Origin of the sequence: Capnocytophaga sp. H4358 (assembly GCF_002302515.1) — a bacterium.
GTDB classification, from domain to species: domain Bacteria; phylum Bacteroidota; class Bacteroidia; order Flavobacteriales; family Flavobacteriaceae; genus Capnocytophaga; species Capnocytophaga canis.
The window spans coordinates 540,325-561,116 of record NZ_CP022380.1; the positions used below are offsets into that span (position 1 = coordinate 540,325).

Annotated in this window: 21 protein-coding genes; 16 read left to right on the forward strand and 5 right to left on the reverse strand. The window is 35.6% G+C overall.

Features of this window, described 5'->3' with window-relative positions; translation table 11 throughout:
• The first annotated feature begins 199 nt into the window (after positions 1-199).
• From CGC49_RS02290 to CGC49_RS02310, 5 genes are all read left to right on the forward strand, one after another.
• On the forward strand, positions 200-1,309 hold the full coding sequence (locus CGC49_RS02290) for a hypothetical protein (protein ID WP_232745191.1): 1,110 nt from the start codon (positions 200-202) through the stop codon (positions 1,307-1,309).
• Between the two features lie 36 nt (positions 1,310-1,345).
• The gene (locus tag CGC49_RS02295) at positions 1,346-2,908 is read left to right on the forward strand and encodes an OmpP1/FadL family transporter (protein ID WP_095911759.1); all 1,563 of its coding nucleotides are present in this window, start codon (positions 1,346-1,348) and stop codon (positions 2,906-2,908) included.
• A 111-nt stretch (positions 2,909-3,019) separates the two neighbouring features.
• On the forward strand, positions 3,020-3,757 hold the full coding sequence (locus CGC49_RS02300; RefSeq protein ID WP_042008069.1) for an ABC transporter permease: 738 nt from the start codon (positions 3,020-3,022) through the stop codon (positions 3,755-3,757).
• Between the two features lie 39 nt (positions 3,758-3,796).
• The gene (locus CGC49_RS02305) at positions 3,797-4,576 is read left to right on the forward strand and encodes an ABC transporter ATP-binding protein (protein WP_042008072.1); all 780 of its coding nucleotides are present in this window, start codon (positions 3,797-3,799) and stop codon (positions 4,574-4,576) included.
• Positions 4,577-4,654: 78 nt separating this feature from the next.
• Entirely contained in the window at positions 4,655-5,254 is a 600-nt protein-coding gene (locus CGC49_RS02310) for a DUF4254 domain-containing protein (protein WP_042008074.1), read from the forward strand.
• 151 nt (positions 5,255-5,405) lie between these two features.
• Here CGC49_RS02310 and CGC49_RS02315 read toward each other — a convergent pair whose 3' ends face one another.
• On the reverse strand, positions 5,406-5,795 hold the full coding sequence (locus CGC49_RS02315; RefSeq protein WP_042008077.1) for an RNA-binding S4 domain-containing protein: 390 nt from the start codon (positions 5,793-5,795) through the stop codon (positions 5,406-5,408).
• Positions 5,796-5,879: 84 nt separating this feature from the next.
• Here CGC49_RS02315 and CGC49_RS02320 point away from each other — a divergent pair, with 84 nt between their 5' ends.
• The 3 genes from CGC49_RS02320 (at position 5,880) to sucC (ending at position 8,826) form a co-directional block, all read left to right on the forward strand.
• Positions 5,880-6,695 (forward strand): FKBP-type peptidyl-prolyl cis-trans isomerase, encoded by an 816-nt coding sequence (locus CGC49_RS02320; RefSeq protein WP_095912666.1) that lies wholly within the window; start codon positions 5,880-5,882, stop codon positions 6,693-6,695.
• A 106-nt stretch (positions 6,696-6,801) separates the two neighbouring features.
• A complete protein-coding gene (locus CGC49_RS02325; protein WP_042342909.1) occupies positions 6,802-7,512 on the forward strand; it encodes a phosphatidylcholine/phosphatidylserine synthase in 711 nt (236 codons plus the stop codon).
• Between the two features lie 120 nt (positions 7,513-7,632).
• The gene (sucC, locus tag CGC49_RS02330; protein ID WP_042008084.1) at positions 7,633-8,826 is read left to right on the forward strand and encodes an ADP-forming succinate--CoA ligase subunit beta; all 1,194 of its coding nucleotides are present in this window, start codon (positions 7,633-7,635) and stop codon (positions 8,824-8,826) included.
• A gap of 85 nt (positions 8,827-8,911) precedes the next feature.
• Here the strand turns inward: sucC and coaBC are convergent, their stop codons facing one another.
• From coaBC to fabG, 4 genes are all read right to left on the reverse strand, one after another.
• A complete protein-coding gene (gene coaBC, locus CGC49_RS02335; RefSeq protein ID WP_369801104.1) occupies positions 8,912-10,138 on the reverse strand; it encodes a bifunctional phosphopantothenoylcysteine decarboxylase/phosphopantothenate--cysteine ligase CoaBC in 1,227 nt (408 codons plus the stop codon).
• Between the two features lie 305 nt (positions 10,139-10,443).
• Entirely contained in the window at positions 10,444-10,758 is a 315-nt protein-coding gene (locus CGC49_RS02340) for a DNA-directed RNA polymerase subunit omega (protein WP_042008807.1), read from the reverse strand.
• Between the two features lie 25 nt (positions 10,759-10,783).
• Positions 10,784-11,581 carry an outer membrane protein assembly factor BamD gene (locus CGC49_RS02345; protein ID WP_095893327.1) on the reverse strand — a complete coding sequence of 266 codons (798 nt, stop codon included), beginning with the start codon at positions 11,579-11,581 and terminating at the stop codon, positions 10,784-10,786.
• A 28-nt stretch (positions 11,582-11,609) separates the two neighbouring features.
• Positions 11,610-12,356 (reverse strand): 3-oxoacyl-[acyl-carrier-protein] reductase, encoded by a 747-nt coding sequence (fabG, locus tag CGC49_RS02350; RefSeq protein ID WP_095893328.1) that lies wholly within the window; start codon positions 12,354-12,356, stop codon positions 11,610-11,612.
• Between the two features lie 353 nt (positions 12,357-12,709).
• On the opposite strand from fabG, the gene CGC49_RS02355 reads away from it, so the two are divergent.
• From CGC49_RS02355 to accC, 8 genes are all read left to right on the forward strand, one after another.
• On the forward strand, positions 12,710-13,639 hold the full coding sequence (locus tag CGC49_RS02355) for an SPFH domain-containing protein (protein ID WP_369800737.1): 930 nt from the start codon (positions 12,710-12,712) through the stop codon (positions 13,637-13,639).
• 427 nt (positions 13,640-14,066) lie between these two features.
• Positions 14,067-14,588, forward strand: a complete 522-nt coding sequence (locus tag CGC49_RS02360) for a porin family protein (protein ID WP_095911760.1) — start codon at positions 14,067-14,069, stop codon at positions 14,586-14,588.
• Between the two features lie 155 nt (positions 14,589-14,743).
• Complete coding sequence (locus CGC49_RS02365) at positions 14,744-15,823, forward strand: mannose-1-phosphate guanylyltransferase (RefSeq protein WP_095911761.1); 1,080 nt, start codon at positions 14,744-14,746, stop codon at positions 15,821-15,823.
• A 91-nt stretch (positions 15,824-15,914) separates the two neighbouring features.
• Entirely contained in the window at positions 15,915-16,412 is a 498-nt protein-coding gene (locus CGC49_RS02370) for an Lrp/AsnC family transcriptional regulator (protein ID WP_095911762.1), read from the forward strand.
• A gap of 2 nt (positions 16,413-16,414) precedes the next feature.
• On the forward strand, positions 16,415-17,029 hold the full coding sequence (locus CGC49_RS02375) for a deoxynucleoside kinase (protein WP_095911763.1): 615 nt from the start codon (positions 16,415-16,417) through the stop codon (positions 17,027-17,029).
• 190 nt (positions 17,030-17,219) lie between these two features.
• Positions 17,220-18,209, forward strand: a complete 990-nt coding sequence (locus tag CGC49_RS02380) for a beta-ketoacyl-ACP synthase III (RefSeq protein ID WP_095911764.1) — start codon at positions 17,220-17,222, stop codon at positions 18,207-18,209.
• Between the two features lie 50 nt (positions 18,210-18,259).
• The gene (gene accB, locus CGC49_RS02385) at positions 18,260-18,754 is read left to right on the forward strand and encodes an acetyl-CoA carboxylase biotin carboxyl carrier protein (RefSeq protein WP_095911765.1); all 495 of its coding nucleotides are present in this window, start codon (positions 18,260-18,262) and stop codon (positions 18,752-18,754) included.
• A 93-nt stretch (positions 18,755-18,847) separates the two neighbouring features.
• Positions 18,848-20,197, forward strand: a complete 1,350-nt coding sequence (accC, locus tag CGC49_RS02390) for an acetyl-CoA carboxylase biotin carboxylase subunit (RefSeq protein ID WP_042008789.1) — start codon at positions 18,848-18,850, stop codon at positions 20,195-20,197.
• The last annotated feature ends 595 nt before the right edge of the window (positions 20,198-20,792 follow it).

Below are 20,792 nucleotides of genomic sequence, written 5' to 3' on the forward strand. Positions count from 1 at the left end.
CTATTTAAGAGCGTTTAAATATCAACAGCTTAGGATATTGCTTACTGCTCGGAGGTACGTCGTGTTAACTTTTCAGAAAGCTTCTTCTTTATTCCAAAAAACTATGGATTGCTTTTGTTCAAAATTTGGCACAGATATTGTTGATTTATTAGTGAAGTCTATGATTTCAACATGAAGTGAAATTTTTAAATTCAGTATTATGAAAAAGTATAACAAAATTAGAGTTCTTGCGGTGAGAAGTTTTTTAGTGATGTTACCGTTGCTTTTGGCTTCCTGTGGTTCTTATTACACATATTACGATGACGGAATCTATGGAGAGCGTCCATCGGTACGATATGTAGAAGTTGTGGAGCATCGTCCTGCACAGCAAACAATAGTTGTACGCGAGAATAAATACAGTAATTACTTCCGAGATAAGGCTCAACAGTTTACCCCTGATGACAATTATACCGTGTTTACTGATGTAGATAACTATTCATCAAACACTTATACAGAAAATGGAAGACAAGCGTACGCTGGTTGGGGAGACAATCCTTCACAAGTGACTGTAAATATTTATGATTATAATAGCTATTGGTACGATCCTTATTATCGCTACAATTCTTATTGGGGATATGGAGCTTGGTATCCGACACCTTATTATGGAGGTTACTACCCATATTACAGAAACAGAGGAACCTGGGGATTTTCAATAGGCTGGGGTTGGGGATATTATGAACGCTATTACCACCCTTATCACTATGGGTATTATCCGTATTACAGAGGACATTACTATGGATATCCATACTATTACGGTGATAGATATTATTACCGTGATAGATACTACAACAATGGAGGGTATTACAGCAATGGAAACTACTACCGATATGATGGTAGAAGATATTCACCAACTGTAGGACGTAGAGGCGATTCAAGCGGTTATTACGATGACCACAATAGAGGTAACTCTTCAAGAGGATATGTGCCTAATAGAAGCAACTCAGACTCAAGAACATATCGAACTGAACGAAATTCAAATTATGGCAACAGTAATAATGATAGAGGTACTTCGTCAAGAAGTTACTCACCGAGCAATTCTACCCAAAATCGAGTAAACTCAGATTCTAGATCCTACCAAAGTAGAGAAAGAAGTTCTAACTACAACTCAAATCAAGAACGCTATAACAATTCGTCAAGAAGCTACACACCTTCCAACACAAACAGAGGTTACGATAATAGTAGGAATACATCTCGTTCTTACGACTCAGGAGGAAGCAGTAGCGGAAACTCAAACCGCAGTAGTAGCGGAACTACCCGAAGAAGTTACTAGTCCTAGAATATACATTTGAATTTAAACGAATAGAAAATGAGAAAAACATTATTATTAATATGCTCATCCATAGTTGGTGTTACTTCAGCTCAAAATTTAACAGATGCATTGCGTTATTCTGTTGAAGATTTGAACGGAACGGCTCGTTACCGAGCTATGAGTGGGGCTTTTGGTGCACTGGGAGGAGATTTATCCGCTATCAGTGTGAATCCTGCAGGTAGTGCTATTTTTTCAACAGGCGAAATAACTTTCACTTTGGGAGGGGAAAGTTTCAACTCCAAAAATACATTACACAATACTACTGTGACTAACAAATACTCAAACTTCACTTTCGATCAGTTTGGAGTAGTTTTCAGTATTCCGAATACGGATGATTCAGATTGGAAAAAATTCGCACTGTCGTTCAACTACCAAACCTCAGCCGATTTCAACCGAGATTTTATTTATGGAGGCTCTACAACAGGGAAAAATTTAGGAGACTATTTTCAACACTTTGCCAATGGCATCGCCCAGCAAGACTTGATGTTAGATGACTACGAAAATAAGGTTATTGTGAGAAGAAATAGTTTGACTGATATTTATGATGCTATGGGACGATCACCAAGAGCATTTACCCTACGTAATGCTCTATTGGGATATACAGTAGGCTTGGTAGATCCTCAAATTGGATTTCGAGAAATTCAACCTTCCGACTCTGACCAATTAGCAGATAATATTTTAGCAGAGACTAACTACATAAACAAGGTGGCAGGAGTTTCAACCAAGCAGAATTTCGATGTTACGACCAAAGGAGGAATACATAAGTACAACTTTAGTTTCGCTACCCAGTATGGTGATGATATTTATTTAGGTTTAGGATTCAATGCCCATACTGTTGATTATTCGAGTGTTACACGCCACTATGAAGGATATGATCATTCCGGAGATATCAAAAATGCATATTTCAGAAACGAATTGAAAACTTTAGGGAATGGAATTTCCTTTCAGTTGGGGGCTATAGCTAAAGCTACGAAAGATTTACGTTTAGGAGTTTCGTATACTTCGCCTACTTGGTACACATTACAAGATGAAACAACTCAGTACATAGAAACAAACAACCGAGCGTTTTTTGCAGACCCACGAGTAGTAGTTGTATACGATGAGTACAAATTCCGCACGCCAGGTTCATGGACTGCAAGTGCTGCTTATATATTTGGAAAAAACGGCTTAATTAGCTTTGATTATATCTACAAAGGATATGGGAAAACATATTTCAGAACAGAAAATTTAAAATCGGAAAACACAGTCATTCAAAATGAATTAGGAGACACCTCGACTATTCGTTTAGGTGGAGAATACCGAATCAAAGCATTGAGTTTACGAGCAGGAATCCGTCATGAACAAAGTCCTTACAAAACAGGAATTAAATACATAGGTGATTTGACGGGATATTCATTAGGCTTAGGATACGCTCTTGGTGGTGTGCGTTTCGATTTGTCGTATGACGTTGCAAAGCAAGATAATTACCATCGTATCTATGAATCGGTCTTAACTACACCTGCAAAAATGACATCGACAAGAAGTAACATTCTATTGACAATGTCAATAAAATTATTCTAAAAATCTATACAATTTGTTATTTAATAAATAAGGATAGGCTATTCGTAAAAAGGATAGCCTTACTTTTTTGTAAACCAATATTTTTTTGTATTTTTGCTCTTATTTTTCACTATGAAACACATTGAAGCTATTGGGCGTTACTTTATAATGCTCTACGATATATTCAGAAAAAGGACGCGATGGTCAATCACAAAAAAGCTAATCATCAAAGAAATTGATGATCTGATAGTCAACTCATTAGGAATCATCCTATTCGTTTCATTTTTCATAGGGGGAGTCGTTGCTATTCAAACAGCATTGAACTTAGACTCTCCTTTGGTAATGAAATCACTAATAGGTTTTGCTACACGTCAATCCATCATTTTGGAATTTGCACCGACATTTACATCAGTAATTTTAGCAGGAAAGGTAGGATCATTCATAACTTCAAGCATCGGAACAATGCGAGTTACAGAACAGATTGACGCTTTAGATGTTATGGGAGTAAATTCACTAAACTATTTGGTTTTTCCGAAAATCATTGCACTGCTTTTCTTTCCTTTTCTGGTTGCGATTGGCATGTTCGTAGGTATTGTAGGTGGTTGGGTCTCAACTGTGGCAAGTGGAGCTGCTTTTTCAGGCGAGTTTATAGAAGGGGTACAAATGCAGTTCAAAACATACGATTTAGTTTATGCCTTTACCAAAACATTGGTATTTTCCTTTTTCTTAGCTACAGTCCCTGCATATCACGGTTACTACATGAAAGGTGGAGCTTTAGATGTTGGAAAGGCAAGTACAACATCGTTCGTATGGACGAGTATTGTGATTATTATAGTTAATTCGGTATTGACACAGTTGTTCTACGCCTAAAATTACTTCACTCATTTAAAAAAAGGAACAAGCAAAACTATGATTCAAGTTAAAAACCTACATAAATCATTTAACGGAGTACCTGTACTGAAAGGTATATCAACAACTTTTGAAAAAGGAAAAACTAACCTAATCATCGGTCAAAGTGGTTCTGGAAAAACTGTTTTTTTAAAATCTTTATTAGGATTATTCACACCCGATGAGGGTGATATTATCTATGACGGGGTTAGCTATGCTGAAATGAAGCGCAACGAACGCACAAAGCTACGCCAAAAAATGGGAATGGTTTTTCAAGGAAGTGCTTTATTTGATTCTATGACTGTACTTGAAAATGTAACATTTCCATTACAGATGTTTTCTTCAAAAACTCCAGAAGAAATTCGCGAAAGAGCTGATATGGTACTCAATCGTGTGAAATTGGTGAATGCTGAGCATAAATTGCCTTCAGAAATTTCTGGAGGTATGCAAAAAAGAGTTGCCATCGCCCGTGCAATCGTCAATCGTCCGAATTTTTTATTTTGTGATGAACCTAACTCAGGTCTTGATCCAAAAACGGCTATCGTTATCGACAATTTGATTCAGGAAATCACCGAAGAATTTAATATTACCACTATTATTAACACCCATGATATGAACTCCGTAATGGAAATTGGAGCAAAAATCATATTCCTCAAAAATGGATATAAAGAATGGGAAGGTTCAAAAGATACAATTTTTATAACTGACAATGAAGCTGTTACGGATTTTGTATACTCCTCGGAACTATTTAAAAAAGTACGAAGAGCTTATTTGGATGAACATTCCACCACACTCAAATAACGTAAGCATTTAACAATCAAAGTTTTAAATTATAATTATATACCATTAGAATTTTAAACACCTCTAAAATATATACATATGTTTAGTGAAAAAGCCTTAGCGATTTTTGAAGAAAGCATTCAAAAATATCATATCTTAGATGATGTGTATCAGCCATTTAGCAATCCATATCCTTCATCTTCGATGGAGCATTTACTCTATCGTAAAAATTGGATAGACACTGTACAATGGCACTACGAGGACATTATTCGTGATCCGAATATCGACCCTGTCGAAGCCTTAGATTTAAAACGGAAAATTGACGCTTCAAATCAAGACCGTACCGATACGGTAGAGTATATAGACAGTTACTTTTTACACACCTATAAAAATGTAAAACCTATTGAAAATGCAACAATTAACACCGAAAGCCCAGCATGGGCAGTGGACAGACTGTCGATTTTGGCATTGAAAATTTATCACATGCAAGAGGAAGTAAATCGACCTGATGCTTCAGACAAACATAGAGCCAAATGTCAAGAAAAACTCAACGTACTAATTGAACAACGCAAAGATCTTTCTGATGCTCTTGATCAATTATTAGCTGATATTGAAGCTGGTAGGAAGTACATGAAAGTTTACAAACAGATGAAAATGTACAACGACGAGGAACTGAATCCGATTTTGAGAGGGAAATAGCATAGAAGATTACTCTGAAATATTCGTTCGTGATGCCACGTTTCTTTTTTAAGCATAGCTTGTTTCTTTACAAAGACCTTAAAAACAAGATTTTGTAAAAAAACACCTTTTGAAAATGCTTTCAATTTTTAATAAATAGTTTAGGATTTAATTAAATATCCCAATCGTCGTCATCGGCATCGTTGAGTAAGCTATCTATGGCACGTCGATCTTTTTTAGTAGGACGACCCTCGCCTTTTTTTCGGTAGTACTCTTGTGATAATTTCATCAATTCAGCATGTTCAAAAGCTTCAGGAGGCGTCAGATCTTGTCGATATAAATCCAGTAGCTTAGCTCCTACGCGTGATGGAGGAATATCCAGCACTTTCAATTCGTAGGTAATTTGGTTTTTGCGAAGAGCTATTTTATCGGCATTAAAAACCTCTCGTGAAGGCTTGGCAATGTCACCATTAATCCGTACATGTCCTTTTTTACAGGCCTCCGTAGCCATATTCCGAGTTTTGTAGTAGCGTACACACCAAAGAAATTTATCAATTCTCATAAAATCTGAATATTAACAATGAAAGTATATGGCAAAAATAATATAATTTCGTATCTTGCACCCTTGAAAAAACAAAAAAAATATATGTTGCGAAAAATAACACTAAGTATCAGCCTATTAGCTATTTTATCGATTATTTCCTGTAAAAAAGAGGAAGAATCAAAGCCTATAACGCCTCCTCGTGATGTAACTGAAGTACGTGATGAGAACGACGCAGCTATTACCAACTACTTAAAAACACACTTCCATACTTTTAAAAATAACGAGGTAGTTTTAGACACCATTGCTGGGGCAAATGCAAACCAAACATCTCTCATGGATTTGGTAAAAACCATAGAAATTGATGCTTATGATGCTAATAACAAAAAAGTACGTCATAAACTCTACTACCTGCCTGTACAAGAGGGAACAGGAATGAAATCAAGTATAGCCGATTCGGTTTACATAGCTTACAGAGGACAGTTATTAAAAGGAATAGAATTTGACAGGTCAGTAGGATACACACAGTCGAATTGGTTTGATTTGCTGGGTGATGTGACAAATCCAAATGCCATAAATGTAATTCGAGGATTCAGACACAGCATCGCTGAGTTGAAAGATTCAGCTTCTGAAATCATGGTCAATGTTGATGGAACTATTCAAACTCCAACTGATGGCGGGGTTGGTGTATTTTTTATGCCCTCACGTTTAGCATATTTCAACACATCAAAACAAAGTATTCCTGCCTACTCCCCTTTGATGTTTACAATACATTTGATAAAAACCAAACGGGCTGACCACGACAGAGATGGCAAACCTTCATTGGAAGAAATTCAAGTAGATGACTATGGAATAATTACATATACCAATTGTGATAACGACTCCCATCCCGACTACTTGGATGCAGACACTTGTAAATAATTATAAATTAATCACTTGACACAACACAAAATTTAACAAACTCAAAATAAAGGCTTTCCAAAACTATCGGACAGCCTTTTTTTATCGAAAACAAAGCACAATTTTTATGAAAAAGCACATCCCAAATCTGATAACTCTACTGAATTTATTATGCGGAAGTATTGCGGTGATTTATGCCGTAAAAGGCAATTTTGCCATGACAGGACTTTTTGTTTCATTAGGGATATTCTTTGACTTTTTTGATGGTTTTTTTGCTCGTTTGTTGAACGTAAAATCTGAATTAGGTCTACAACTGGATTCCTTAGCAGATATGGTTACAGCAGGTGTAGTCCCAGGAATTGTAATGTTTCAACTCATCGCTAAAAGTGATTTTGTAAACGAAAATAAAACTCTACTAACTGATATTTTGCCCTACTTCGGACTATTAATAACTTTAGCTTCCGCTTATCGATTGGCTAAATTTAATATAGATACTCGACAGGCAACGGGATTCATTGGACTACCAACTCCTGCAAACGCTCTATTTATTCTATCATTGCCTGTTATTTTACAATTCCAACCAGCGGATTTTTTTGAAATCATCCTTCAAAATACTTGGTTTTTAGTATGTATTACGCTATTAAGTTCGTATATGCTCAATGCTGAAATTCCTCTTTTCGCCTTGAAATTCAAAGATTTTAGTTTCAAGAACAATAAAATTAAATATATCTTCTTAGGAATATGCGTCCTTTCATTGGTTATTCTGCAATTTGTAGCAATTCCTTTGATCATTGTTGCCTATGTATTCATTTCATTACTACAAAAAAGGAAGAATTAGCACAAAATATCATTTGTTTTTTGTACAAGTTTCACAAAAATAATTAATCAAAAAAAACAGAATATTTTTTTTTTATAAAAATTGTTTTCTATCTTTGTGAATTATAAATAAATCTAAAAAATGAATTTACACGAATATCAAGGAAAAGAAATACTTTCGAGTTTTGGCGTACGCGTACAACGCGGTATTGTGGCTCAAAGTCCAAAAGAAGCAGTAGATGCTGCTAAACAACTAACCGCAGAAACAGGAACCCAGTGGTATGTAGTAAAAGCACAAATTCACGCGGGTGGTCGTGGCAAAGGTGGAGGAGTAAAATTAGCTAAAGGACTGCAAGATGTTGAGCCTCTTGCTGAACAAATCATAGGAATGAATTTGGTGACTCCACAAACCCCTCCTGAAGGTAAAAAGGTTCATCAAGTCCTTATCGCGGAGGATGTATACTATCCAGGAGAAAGCCAACCTGAAGAGTTCTATATGTCTGTACTACTAGATCGTTCAAAAGGGAAAAATATGATTATGTACTCGACTGAAGGAGGAATGGACATTGAAACGGTAGCTGAAAAAACCCCTCATTTGATTTTTACAGAAGAAATCGACCCTGCTGTTGGTTTATTACCTTTCCAAGCTCGTCAAGTGGCGTTTAATTTAGGAGTTACAGGCGATGCTTTCAAAGAAATGGTCAAATTCGTTACCGCTTTGTACAATTGCTATGTATCATCCGATGCAAGTCTGTTTGAAATCAACCCCGTATTAAAAACTTCAGACAATAAAATTCTTGCAGTAGACGCCAAAGTTGTTCTTGATGACAACGCTTTATACCGTCATAAAAACTATGTTGATTTACGTGATTTACGTGAAGAAAACCCAATTGAAGTTGAAGCTAAAGCTGTAGGACTGAACTACGTAGCTTTGGATGGAAATGTTGGGTGTATGGTAAACGGGGCAGGACTTGCAATGGCAACGATGGACTTGATAAAACAAGCAGGAGGTTCACCTGCAAACTTTTTGGATGTTGGAGGAACAGCTGACGCTAAACGTGTGGAAACGGCTTTCCGTATTATCTTAAAAGACCCACAAGTGAAAGCTATTTTAGTAAATATTTTCGGTGGAATAGTACGTTGTGATCGCGTAGCACAGGGAATCGTTGATGCTTACAAAAATATGGGAGGAGATATAGCAGTTCCAATCATTGTACGTTTACAAGGCACAAATGCTGAATTAGCAAAAGAAATCATTGACAATTCAGGATTGGCAGTACATTCTGCTATTATGTTCCAAGAAGCTGCTGATAAAGTGAAAGAAGTTTTAGGATAATGTAGTAATACAATTTTTAAGTTTATAAACACACAGACAAGAAGTTAAGTTCTTATCTGTGTGTTTGTACTTTAAATCAACACTATTATTTGTAGAATCGATCCGAGATTTCGCGGAGAATGTCTTTGGCTACCTCATTCTTATCTTTCAAGGGAAAAGAAACTTCTGCATCATGAGTGATAAAAGTAACTTTATTGGTTTCCGTGCCAAATCCTGCACCCTTGTCTTTGAGTGAGTTAAGTACAATAGCGTCTAAATTTTTACGCTTCAACTTTGACTTGGCGTTGGCAAGTTCATTTTCTGTTTCTAAAGCGAATCCTATAAGCAACTGATGTTTTTTGTTAGCACCTAATGAAGCAAGTATATCTCTATTCTTAACCAATTCTAAATGAAGCTCATTGTCATTTTTCTTAATTTTTTCAGAAGCAGGATTCTTAGGTTTATAATCTGCAACAGCTGCCGAAAGAATAGCCACGTCCGTGTTTTCAAATAACGAGACTACCTTTTCATACATTTCATCAGCAGTTATTACTCGATGTAGCCGTATGTTTTTATGTATATTTTTCTCCGCAGAAGGCCCTAATACCAAATCAACGATAGCTCCTTGTTGTAAAGCCTCATTTGCTAAAGCTATTCCCATTTTTCCTGTCGAAAAATTGCCTATAAATCTGACAGGATCAATAGCTTCGTAAGTTGGCCCTGCAGTTATGAGTAATCGTTTGCCTTTCATCGGTAAATTATTATCAAACGTATTTTCGATGAAAGAAACAATATTCTCAGGTTCTGCCATGCGACCTTGTCCAACCAACCCACTTGCTAATTCACCAAAAGTAGCAGGAATAACATGATTTCCATGCTCTGCAATTTGAGATAAATTTTTACTGAGTGTAGGATGAGCATACATATCTAAATCCATAGCAGGAGCTACGAACACTGGAACGTTAGCTGATAAGTAAGTTGCTAATAAAAAATTATCGCATAACCCCGTAGCCATCTTTGCTAAAGTGTTAGCTGTAGCAGGAGCTATGATCATGAAATCAGCCCAAGAGGCTAATTCTACGTGGTTATTCCAGCGTGCATTTGTCGTTGAAAATGAAGTATATACCTCATTTTTCGACAAGGTAGAAAGAGTCAATGGAGTTATAAATTCTGTAGCACTTTGAGTCAAAATTACCTTAACATTTGCTCCTTTTTTTACAAAAAGGCGTACCAAATGAGCCGTTTTGTAAGCGGCAATGCCCCCCGTAATTCCTAAAACGATATTTTTCCCTTGTAGTGACATATCTTTTGATTTTCTTATCGCTTGTCTCATATAGATGTTCATCACAAATACATACAAATTCTTCTGGTGTGCCTTTACCCTAATTTTTAGAAAATGTAAGAACTTTGACGATACATGTACCGATATTTTTCTTTAGTTTAGAGCAATTTCTAAATATAAAACAAAATTAGCTACAGAAACGAATTTGCTCAATCTGCTAATATTTAGCAAATTACCTGTGACTGCATAAATAACGGAGTTAAAGAATTAAGCATGAATAAATATATGTAGACAAAAAAAGGGACAGCAACTTCTTATTTCAATTGCTTTCCCCTTTACTATGAAAACGAAAAATTTTAAGTAGTTTCTCTGTGATATACCTTTTTGTCTAACCATTCTTTCACAGCAATTGCTTGTGGTTTTGGTAATCTTTCATAAAATTTAGAAACCTCTATTTGTTCTTTATTTTCAAATATTTCTTCCAAATTATCATTATTAGTTGCAAATTCCTCTAATTTATCAATCAATTCTTTCTTAATTTCCGCGTTAATTTGCACGGCTCTTTTTGCAATGATTGATATAGCTTCATAAATATTTCCTGTTTCAGCCTCAATATCGGCACGACTATAAGTAATCGTTGAAATAGGAGCGTCTATTTTTTTTAAATCCATAGTATTCAGTGTTTTATTGATGTTCTTATGAAAAATTTTTTAACGTTGATTCAATTTTTTCGAGCATTTTATCCGCCTCTTTTCTGTACTTTGTTTCAGGAAATGATCTCAACAAGATTTCATACGCTTCTTTGGCTGTGTTCAATCGTTCTTTTTTCTTGTGTTCAACACTGTTGATGGCCCATTCATATGCTGAGTTCAATCGCACATACAAAGCTTCTTCACGGAAAACACTCCCTGGATTATTTGCTAGAAAATTGTCCAGCGAGGTCATAGATGCCTGATAGTCACGAATGGTATTATACTGTTTCGCAATTTCAAACTCTTTTTTTTGAAGACGTGTCAATAGGTCAACAACCATATCACTCGCTTCCTTAGCATATTCAGAATTCGGATATTTGTCTAAAAATAATTGCAATTTCTCCAATGCCTCATTTGTTGGTTGCTGATCAACACTGTATTCAGGAGTATCGATATAAAACATTTTGGCTTCCAAAAATGCTACCTCTGCCACTTTTTCACTACGAGGATATAGATTTTGGAAACGCTGAAAAGGATATGCTGCTAAGGTGTACTGCTTCAACTTATAGTAAGCATCTCCATACATATAGAAAATACGTTCCCCCTGTGGTCGTCCAGCATATTCATTGGCAATCTGCTTAAACAATTCTGTGGCTCTGCGGTATTTCCCTGTCTTATACAATTCTTCCGCCATAGCATATTTACGTGCTGAATCATCGGATTTCAACACCTTGTGATATTCACCACATGAGCTAAATCCAACACTCAATAATCCTATGATAATATATTTTTTAAATTGCATTTTGATAGATATAATACATTGGTTTTAATTACGTTAGCATTCCTCCGTCTACATTCAGGACTTGTCCTGTGACGTAAGCAGACATATCTGATGCTAAGAAAAGACAAGCGTTTGCTACATCTACTGTTGTTCCGCCTCGTTTTAACGGAATAGCTTCACGCCATCCTTCCACTACTTTTGGATCCAAAACAGCAGTCATTTCTGTCTCAATAAAGCCGGGAGCAATTGCATTACAACGGATGTTTCTTGAACCCAACTCCAAGGCAACCGACTTGGTAAACCCTAACATTCCTGCTTTGGAAGCTGCATAATTGGCTTGTCCTGCGTTTCCTTTAACTCCAACAACACTACTGATATTGATGATTGACCCTCTGCGTTGTTTTAACATTGCTCGTTGTACCGCCTTGGTCATGTTAAAGACTGATTTTAAATTCACTTCAATGACTTTGTCGAAGTCCTCTTCTGGCATACGCAACAAAAGATTGTCTTTTGTAATTCCTGCGTTATTCACTAAAATGTCTATACTTCCAAATTCGGCAAGTACGGCATCTGCCAATTGCTGAGCACTTTCAAAATCGGCAGCATTACTTTGGAAACCTTTGGCTTTCACCCCTTTGGCTTTCAATTCTTCTTCTAGTTGTTGTGCTGCCTCAACCGATGCACTGTAAGTAAACACAACATTCGCACCTTGTGATGCAAACACTTCTGCAATGCCTTTTCCTATACCTCGACTTGCTCCTGTGATAATCGCAGTTTTTCCTTCTAATAATCTCATTTTGTGATATTTAAAATTGTTACAATTAAAGAAAAGTATTTTCAATCGGCAAAATTACGAATATTTTTTTATTAAATGAAGTTTTGACATCTTTTTTCAAGAGAAATCCTTTCTATAAGATGAATTTGGCTTTGGTAAAAAGCCTAACTTACAATGTTAACAGGAATAGAATAAAGTTTTTGAACTTTTCACCGTCTAATTTCAGTCTTATCTCTGCTGTAGCTACGCCTTAATAAAGAATGCGAAACAACCTAAAAAAGACAAAAATACAAGCATAAAATATTTTTAGACTATTGTAATTCTCGAAAAAAGTTGTATATTAGCCAACAATTTTATTAAACAATTTATTTTTTATGGAAAATCTATTCTCTTCGCTTCCCTTAATCATAGGGATACTAATCGTTTTTTTTGGAATGTTCTTTACAGTAAGACAACAAACTGCAGTTGCGATTGAACGTTTTGGCAAATTCCAAAGTATTCGTCATTCGGGTTTGCAAATCAAAATTCCAATTATCGACAAAATATCAGCTCGTATTAGTCTAAAAATACAACAATTAGATGTCATTGTTGAAACTAAAACTTTAGATGATGTATTCGTTAAAATAAAAGTTTCGGTACAGTATGTGGTCATTAAAGATAAGGTGTATGATGCGATTTACAAATTAGAATATCCTCACGACCAAATTACGAGTTATGTGTTTGACGTGGTTCGTGCTGAAGTTCCAAAAATGCGTTTGGACGATGTTTTTGTTAAAAAAGATGATATTGCTATTGCTGTAAAACGAGAGGTACAAGAAGCGATGGAAACCTATGGTTATGACATCATCAAAACTTTAGTCACAGACATTGACCCTGATGCACAGGTAAAATCGGCAATGAACCGAATCAATGCTGCCGAACGTGAGAAAGTTGCTGCTCAATATGAGGGAGATGCTCAACGGATTCTAATTGTAGAAAAAGCAAAAGCCGAAGCGGAAAGTAAACGTTTGCAAGGACAAGGAATCGCTGATCAGCGACGCGAAATTGCTCGTGGTTTGGTGGAAAGTGTGGACGTACTAAACAAAGTTGGAATTAGTTCACAGGAAGCTTCAGCTTTGATTGTTGTCACACAGCACTATGACACACTTCAAGCCGTTGGACAACAAACAAATAGCAATCTGATTTTATTGCCAAATTCGCCACAAGCAGGAAGCGATATGCTGAACAATATGATTACTTCATTCACGGCATCAAATCAAATAGCCGAAAAAATGAAAAATCAAGATAGTAAATCAAAATCGTAGGAAATCAAGACACAAATAACACTTCGACTCGAATGACTATACCATAGTTTCAGAGTCGGAGTGTGAATAAATTAAACTGATTTTTAAACATCTATAAATTACGTCAACGACACTCACCTTCAAGAAAAACCAAACTTTTCAATTAAAAACATTAGCGTGACCGAGTATATTATTTTGAATTTAAGCATATTATACTCAAAATTATTTTCTCTCCCATTAAAAAAACATCATTTGACAGTGTAAACACTTGAAAATAATCTTTTTCATAGAAATTCTCTTGATATGTATCCATAATAGCCTATAGATGAGAAGAAAGTTCAATGCTTTACAACTAAAATTTAAAACTTTTTCTTTAACTATTATTTTGATTTTATTATTTTATTTTTTAATTTTGCTCAAAATATAATTCAAAATAAAAAAGAATACTATGAAAAGATTTATTATGATCGCTTCAGTGTTTTTCGGAACACTTAGCACAGTACAGATGTATGCTCAGAGCATTGATTTAGGAGTGAAAGCAGGGCTCAATCTGCAGAAAATTTCAGATGTAAAAGATATCAAAAACGATTTAAATACTGGATTCCACGCAGGAGCCTTCTTAGGAATAGGCATTCTGGATCAATTACAGGTACAAGGAGAGGTACTCTACAACCGATTATCATTTGAAAAATCGAATTTGGACTATATCAGTGTTCCTGTCCTATTTGAGGTAACTCCTTTAAAAACACTTTACATTCAAGCGGGACCTCAATTTAGTTTCCTTGCAAACTCAGACGAAAAATACCAAGATCTCTTGAAAAAATCTCCTATTGATTTAGCTTTAGGAATTGAGATTAACATTCCTGCGTTCGTATTTTACGCACGTTATGTAATGGGGCTTTCCGATATAACCATAGCAGGAGGACGTAGCAATGTTATTCAAATAGGAGCTGGATTTAAACTTTTATAAGTCCTGTTTTTACACCAACATACTAAATCCAAGAAAGAAATAAACTTTTCTTTTTTGGATTTTTTATTAATATTTTTCTAATGAATCTACTTTCGTTAGAAAAAAATATATATCTTTGCTGAGTAATTTAATTAACTATATCAAGAATATTAGCTATGCAACAGAATCGTTATGGGGTTATTATGGCAGGGGGAGTAGGTTCTCGTTTTTGGCCTGTGAGTACGGAAAATTATCCAAAACAATTCCACGATATGCTGGGAACAGGAGAAACCTTACTACAGAGAACATTTTCTCGATTGAGTAAGTTTATTCCCAAAGAAAATATTCTCATCTTAACTAACGAACGATACGAAGAGTTGATAAAAGACCAAATTCCAGATATCGCTACACAAAACATTGTTTTAGAACCAGCTATGCGAAATACTGCTCCTTGCATACTCTATGCGGCTATGAAAATAAAAACAAGGAATCCTAATGCAGTAATGATTGTAGCTCCGAGTGACCACTGGATTGAAGATGAGGCTGAATTTACAGAAAATGTTCTGGAATGTTTTGGAAATTCACAAAATCAAGATATACTCATGACTCTAGGAATTGTTCCTACCTTTCCGAATACGGGTTATGGCTACATACAGTATGACAAAAGTGATAATAACAACATCAAAAAAGTTTGTAAATTCAGAGAAAAACCTAATTACGAAACAGCTAAAGATTTTTTGGCTCAAGGCAATTTTCTTTGGAATGCAGGAATTTTCATATGGAATGTAGGCAGTGTTTTAAAAGCTTTTGAAACCTACCAACCCACACTTTACGAGCTATTTAAAGAGGGGGAAAAATTCTATAATACAGAAAAAGAATTTGATTTTATTAAGGTAAACTATCCAAAAGCAACCAATATTTCGGTAGATTATGCTATTTTGGAGCCTTCAACGAATATTTTCGTATTACCTGCCCGTTTTGATTGGAATGATTTGGGGACATGGGGATCACTCTATGAAAAGCTCCCTAAGGATAATCAACAGAACGTGACAGTCAATGCTCAAGTATTGTTTTCTAATTCAGAAAAAAATATTGTCCGTACTGAAACTGATAAAATGGTTATCATTGAAGGGCTTGACGATTACATAATTGTAGACAAAAAAGACATTCTTTTAATATATCCAAAAGAAAAAGAACAAAATATCAAAGAAATCGTAGCAAAAGTAAAAAATAATTTTGGAGAACATTGGGGGTAATTATACTCAATTTATGTTGTATTACAAGACATTTTCTCTCATTTGATGTTTTATTTTTTTTCACGAAACCTAATTAAAAAATCTTTACATTATGTACACATTAGATTATACCGACTTAATGCTTTTAGATGAATTGCAACAGGACAGTAAGCAATCCATCAAGAAGTTAGCTGAAAAAGTAGGACTTTCCATCACACCAGTCCATGAACGAATCAAAAAATTAGAATCACTGGGCTACATTTCCAACTACGTTGCTGTTGTTAATGGAAAACTCTTAGGCAAGAAACTAATAGCCTATTGTCAGGTAAAATTACTTAGACATCAAGGCGAACTTTTTGAAGAGTTTGAACAATACATCAGTACCCTTGACGAAGTGTTGGAGGCTTCCTATATGGCGGGAGGCTACGATTTCTTATTAAAATTAGTATTAAATGACATGGAAGAATATCAGCGGTTTGTCGTACATAAAATATCAAAATTAGAAATCATTTCAAACATCCAAAGTTCCTTTGTAATTAAGGAAATTAAAAACACATCAATGATTAAGTGTTTGCGTGATGAATCGGAGTTTAATCTAAAAAATCAATAAAGATGCATATCGCTATTGCAGGAAATATCGGTGCAGGGAAAACGACCTTAACAACTCTTTTGGCAAAACATTACCATTGGGAAGCTCATTATGAAGACGTTGTTGACAATCCATATTTAGATGACTTTTACAATCAAATGGAGCGATGGAGTTTCAATCTGCAAATTTATTTTTTGAATAGTCGCTTTCGGCAAATCTTAGATTTTCGTGAGAAAGGCAACGACATTATTCAGGATCGCACTATCTACGAAGATGCCCACATCTTTGCTCCCAATTTACACGAAATGGGATTAATGAGCGGACGTGATTTTGACAATTACAGTTCTCTTTTTCAACTGATGGAAAAACTGGTATCTGCTCCTGATTTATTAATCTATCTAAGAAGTTCCATTTCTAACTTAGTGAAACAAATTCACAGGCGAGGACGAGACTATGAAAGCTCTATTTCAATCGACTATTTAAACCGACTGAACGAACGCTACGAGTTGTGGATTAAGGGATACGACAAGGGCAAGTTACTTATAATTGATGTGGATAACGTTGATTTTGTAGATAATCCGGAAGATTTGGGTGTGATTATAAATAAAATAGACGCAGTATTGTACGGATTGTTTTAAATGCCCCCTTTCTATAAGCAAATCTTTAGCTTGATTGGCATGGTATATTTCGATAGTATACAGCTGAGGTTTAATCTAAGTACTCGAAAAAAACCATCTTTTTTACCGTATTATCTAAGAAAATATGTATCTTTGCCAATGTTTTCATAACGATTTCAAGTAAAAATATATCAAACGTATTGTAATTACTATGACAAAGATAAATGCTGCTATCACAGCTATTGGAGGATATGTTCCTGATTATGTGTTGTCTAACGAAATGTTAGAACAAATGGTTGAAACCAACGATGAATGGATTTTTACTCGAACAGGAATTAAGGAAAGGCGCATTTTAAAAGACCCTGATAAAGGAACATCCTATTTGGCCATAAAAGCTGCAGAAGATTTAATCAATAAAAAAGGTGTAGACCCTAGAGAGATTGACTTAGTTATTTTAGCTACTGCAACGCCAGATATGCCTGTAGCGTTAACGGCGCCTTATGTAGCTACTGAAATTGGGGCTACTAATGCATTTGCTTTTGATTTACAAGCTGCTTGTTCAAGTTTTTTGTACGGAACATCAGTAGCTGCAAGATACATTGAATCAGGAAGATACAAAAAAGTATTACTAATTGGAGCCGACAAAATGTCGTCTATAATTGACTATACAGACCGTGCCACGTGTATCATCTTTGGAGATGGAGCTGGAGCAGCTCTTTTTGAGCCTAATTTTGAAGGATTCGGTGTACAAGATGAAATTCTAAAAAGTGATGGCATCGGGCGAAATTACCTGTACACTAAAGCAGGTGGTTCACTTTATCCCATAACCGAGGAACGACTAAAAAACAGAGAACATTTTGTTTTCCAAGACGGAAAAACAGTTTTCAAGTATGCCGTTTCTGGGATGTCAGGAGTGGCAGAGGAAATTCTGAAACGCAACAACCTGACAAAAGACGATGTACAATGGTTAGCTCCTCATCAAGCAAACAAACGTATCATTGACGCTACTGCACAACGTATTGGTTTGGAGGAAAATAAAGTGATGGTAAACATCCATAAATATGGAAACACAACCTCTGGAACACTCCCATTAGTGCTAAATGATTACGAAAAACAACTCAAAAAAGGGGATAACATTGTGTTAGCAGCTTTTGGTGGAGGATTCACTTGGGGAGCTGTTTACCTCAAATGGGCTTACTAAATGATTTAAGAACATAAATAATTACGACAATAATCTAATAACGAATACTTATGGATTTAAGAGACATTCAAAACCTAATCAAATTTGTTGCCAAATCGGGGGCAAGTGAAGTGAAACTTGAAATGGAGGATATTAAAATCACTATCAAAACCAACCCTGATGAAAGTGCTAGAGAGCAAGTATTTGTTCAACAAATGCCTATATCTGCAGTACCTCAGATACCTCTACAACAAGCTGTAGTAACACCTACAACCTCTGCTGATCCTGCTGAATCAAAACCAACTGCAAATACTGATAATGACAAATATATCGTTGTAAAATCACCAATGATTGGAACTTTTTACAGACGACCAGGTCCAGACAAACCATTATTCGTTGAGGTAGGTTCCACTATAGCCAAGGGTGATGTACTTTGTATCATTGAGGCTATGAAATTATTCAACGAAATCGAATCAGAAGTTTCTGGAAAAGTAGTGAAAATCTTAGTAGATGATTCATCACCTGTTGAATTTGACCAACCATTGTTCTTAGTAGATCCTTCTTAATTAAGATAAGCATTTCACCTTTTTGAACTATAACGATTTAATTAGTAACAACTTAGATGATTATAGTTTAAATAACTCGTAAATTTGAATACTATGTTTAAAAAAATATTAATTGCAAACCGAGGAGAAATCGCTTTGCGTATCATTCGTACGTGTCGTGAAATGGGTATCAAATCGGTGGCTGTCTATTCCACTGCTGATGCTGATAGTTTGCATGTTCGTTTTGCTGACGAAGCCGTTTGTATCGGACCTCCCGCAAGCAAAGATTCTTACTTAAAAATACCTAATATAATCGCTGCTGCAGAAATTACAAATGCTGATGCTATTCACCCAGGGTATGGATTTTTATCGGAAAATGCAAAATTTTCAAAAATTTGTGCAGAACACGGAATTAAATTCATTGGTGCCTCCCCTGAGATGATTGAAAAAATGGGTGATAAGGCTACTGCAAAAGCAACCATGAAAGCAGCAGGTGTACCTACGGTTCCAGGCTCTGATGGGCTCATTGAATCGCTCGACCATGCTAAAAAAGTAGCTAAGGAAATGGGATATCCTGTAATGTTAAAAGCTACTGCTGGAGGTGGTGGACGTGGAATGCGTGCAGTTTGGAAAGAAGAAGATTTGGAAAAAGCCCTCGACAGCGCTAAACAAGAGGCAGGAGCAGCTTTCGGAAATGATGGCATGTACATGGAAAAACTCATCGAAGAACCTCGTCATATTGAAATTCAGATTGTTGGAGATCAATATGGTAAAGCTTGTCACCTTTCTGAAAGAGATTGCTCGGTGCAACGTCGTCACCAAAAACTAACCGAAGAAACCCCATCGCCTTTTATGACAGACGACCTACGTAAACGAATGGGGGAAGCTGCCGTAAAAGCTGCTGAATATATCAAATATGAAGGAGCAGGTACTGTAGAATTTCTCGTAGACAAACATCGTAATTTCTACTTCATGGAGATGAATACTCGTATTCAAGTAGAACACCCTATTACTGAGCAGGTTATCGACTACGACTTGATTCGAGAACAAATATTAGTTGCCGCAGGTGTACCTATTTCGGGTAAAAATTATCTACCTAAATTACACTCTATTGAATGTCGTATTAATGCTGAAGATCCATATAACGATTTCCGTCCTTCCCCTGGAAAAATCACTACCTTACATGCTCCAGGCGGACATGGAGTCCGCTTGGACACACACGTTTACAGCGGATATGTGATTCCTTCAAATTATGATTCAATGATTGCTAAATTAATCACTACGGCACAAACGCGTGAAGAGGCCATTGCTAAAATGAAACGCGCATTGGATGAATTTGTGGTAGAGGGCGTTAAAACAACCATTCCATTCCACTTACAATTGATGGACGACCCTGATTATATCGCAGGTAATTACACTACCAAATTTATGGAAACTTTCAAGATGAAAACTCCAAGAGAATAAGGTTGTTAATTAGATATCGCTCAAATAAAACTTCGGCTACACCTCTGATAAAAAACTTTAACTCAGGCGTGTGGTCGATTTTTTTATTCAATATTTTTATTTACCTTTGTAATCAACACAAAAATCAACTAAAATTCGTATTAAGTAAAAAATATAAATTTATTGAGTTCATTATTTATTTTCATACACTGTTCTTTTCCTTAGACGAAAAGAATCAAAAGTGCGAGCCGCACGAGCATTAAAAAATAAGCAGTCGGCTTCCGACAAATTTTCGAAACTTGCTTCCTGCGGTCGATTCGAACAACGGAAAATTTTCACGCTTTATTCACTGATTTTCTTAACGCCAAATCTCCAATGCCGATGAAAAGCGGTCAAAATACTGAAAAACCAGTGTTGAACCATTAAAAAATATATACAATTAAGTACTGAACTCAATAAATTTAAAACATTGCTAGATTGATAAAATAATATTGTTATTTTTTAATACGTAAGTTAGAGATATAATATTAAGTCATAAATTAACAATTGAAAATCAAAATATTACGAATACAATTTCATCATTTTTTTTAAAAATTGTAAAATTCCATCATTGGAT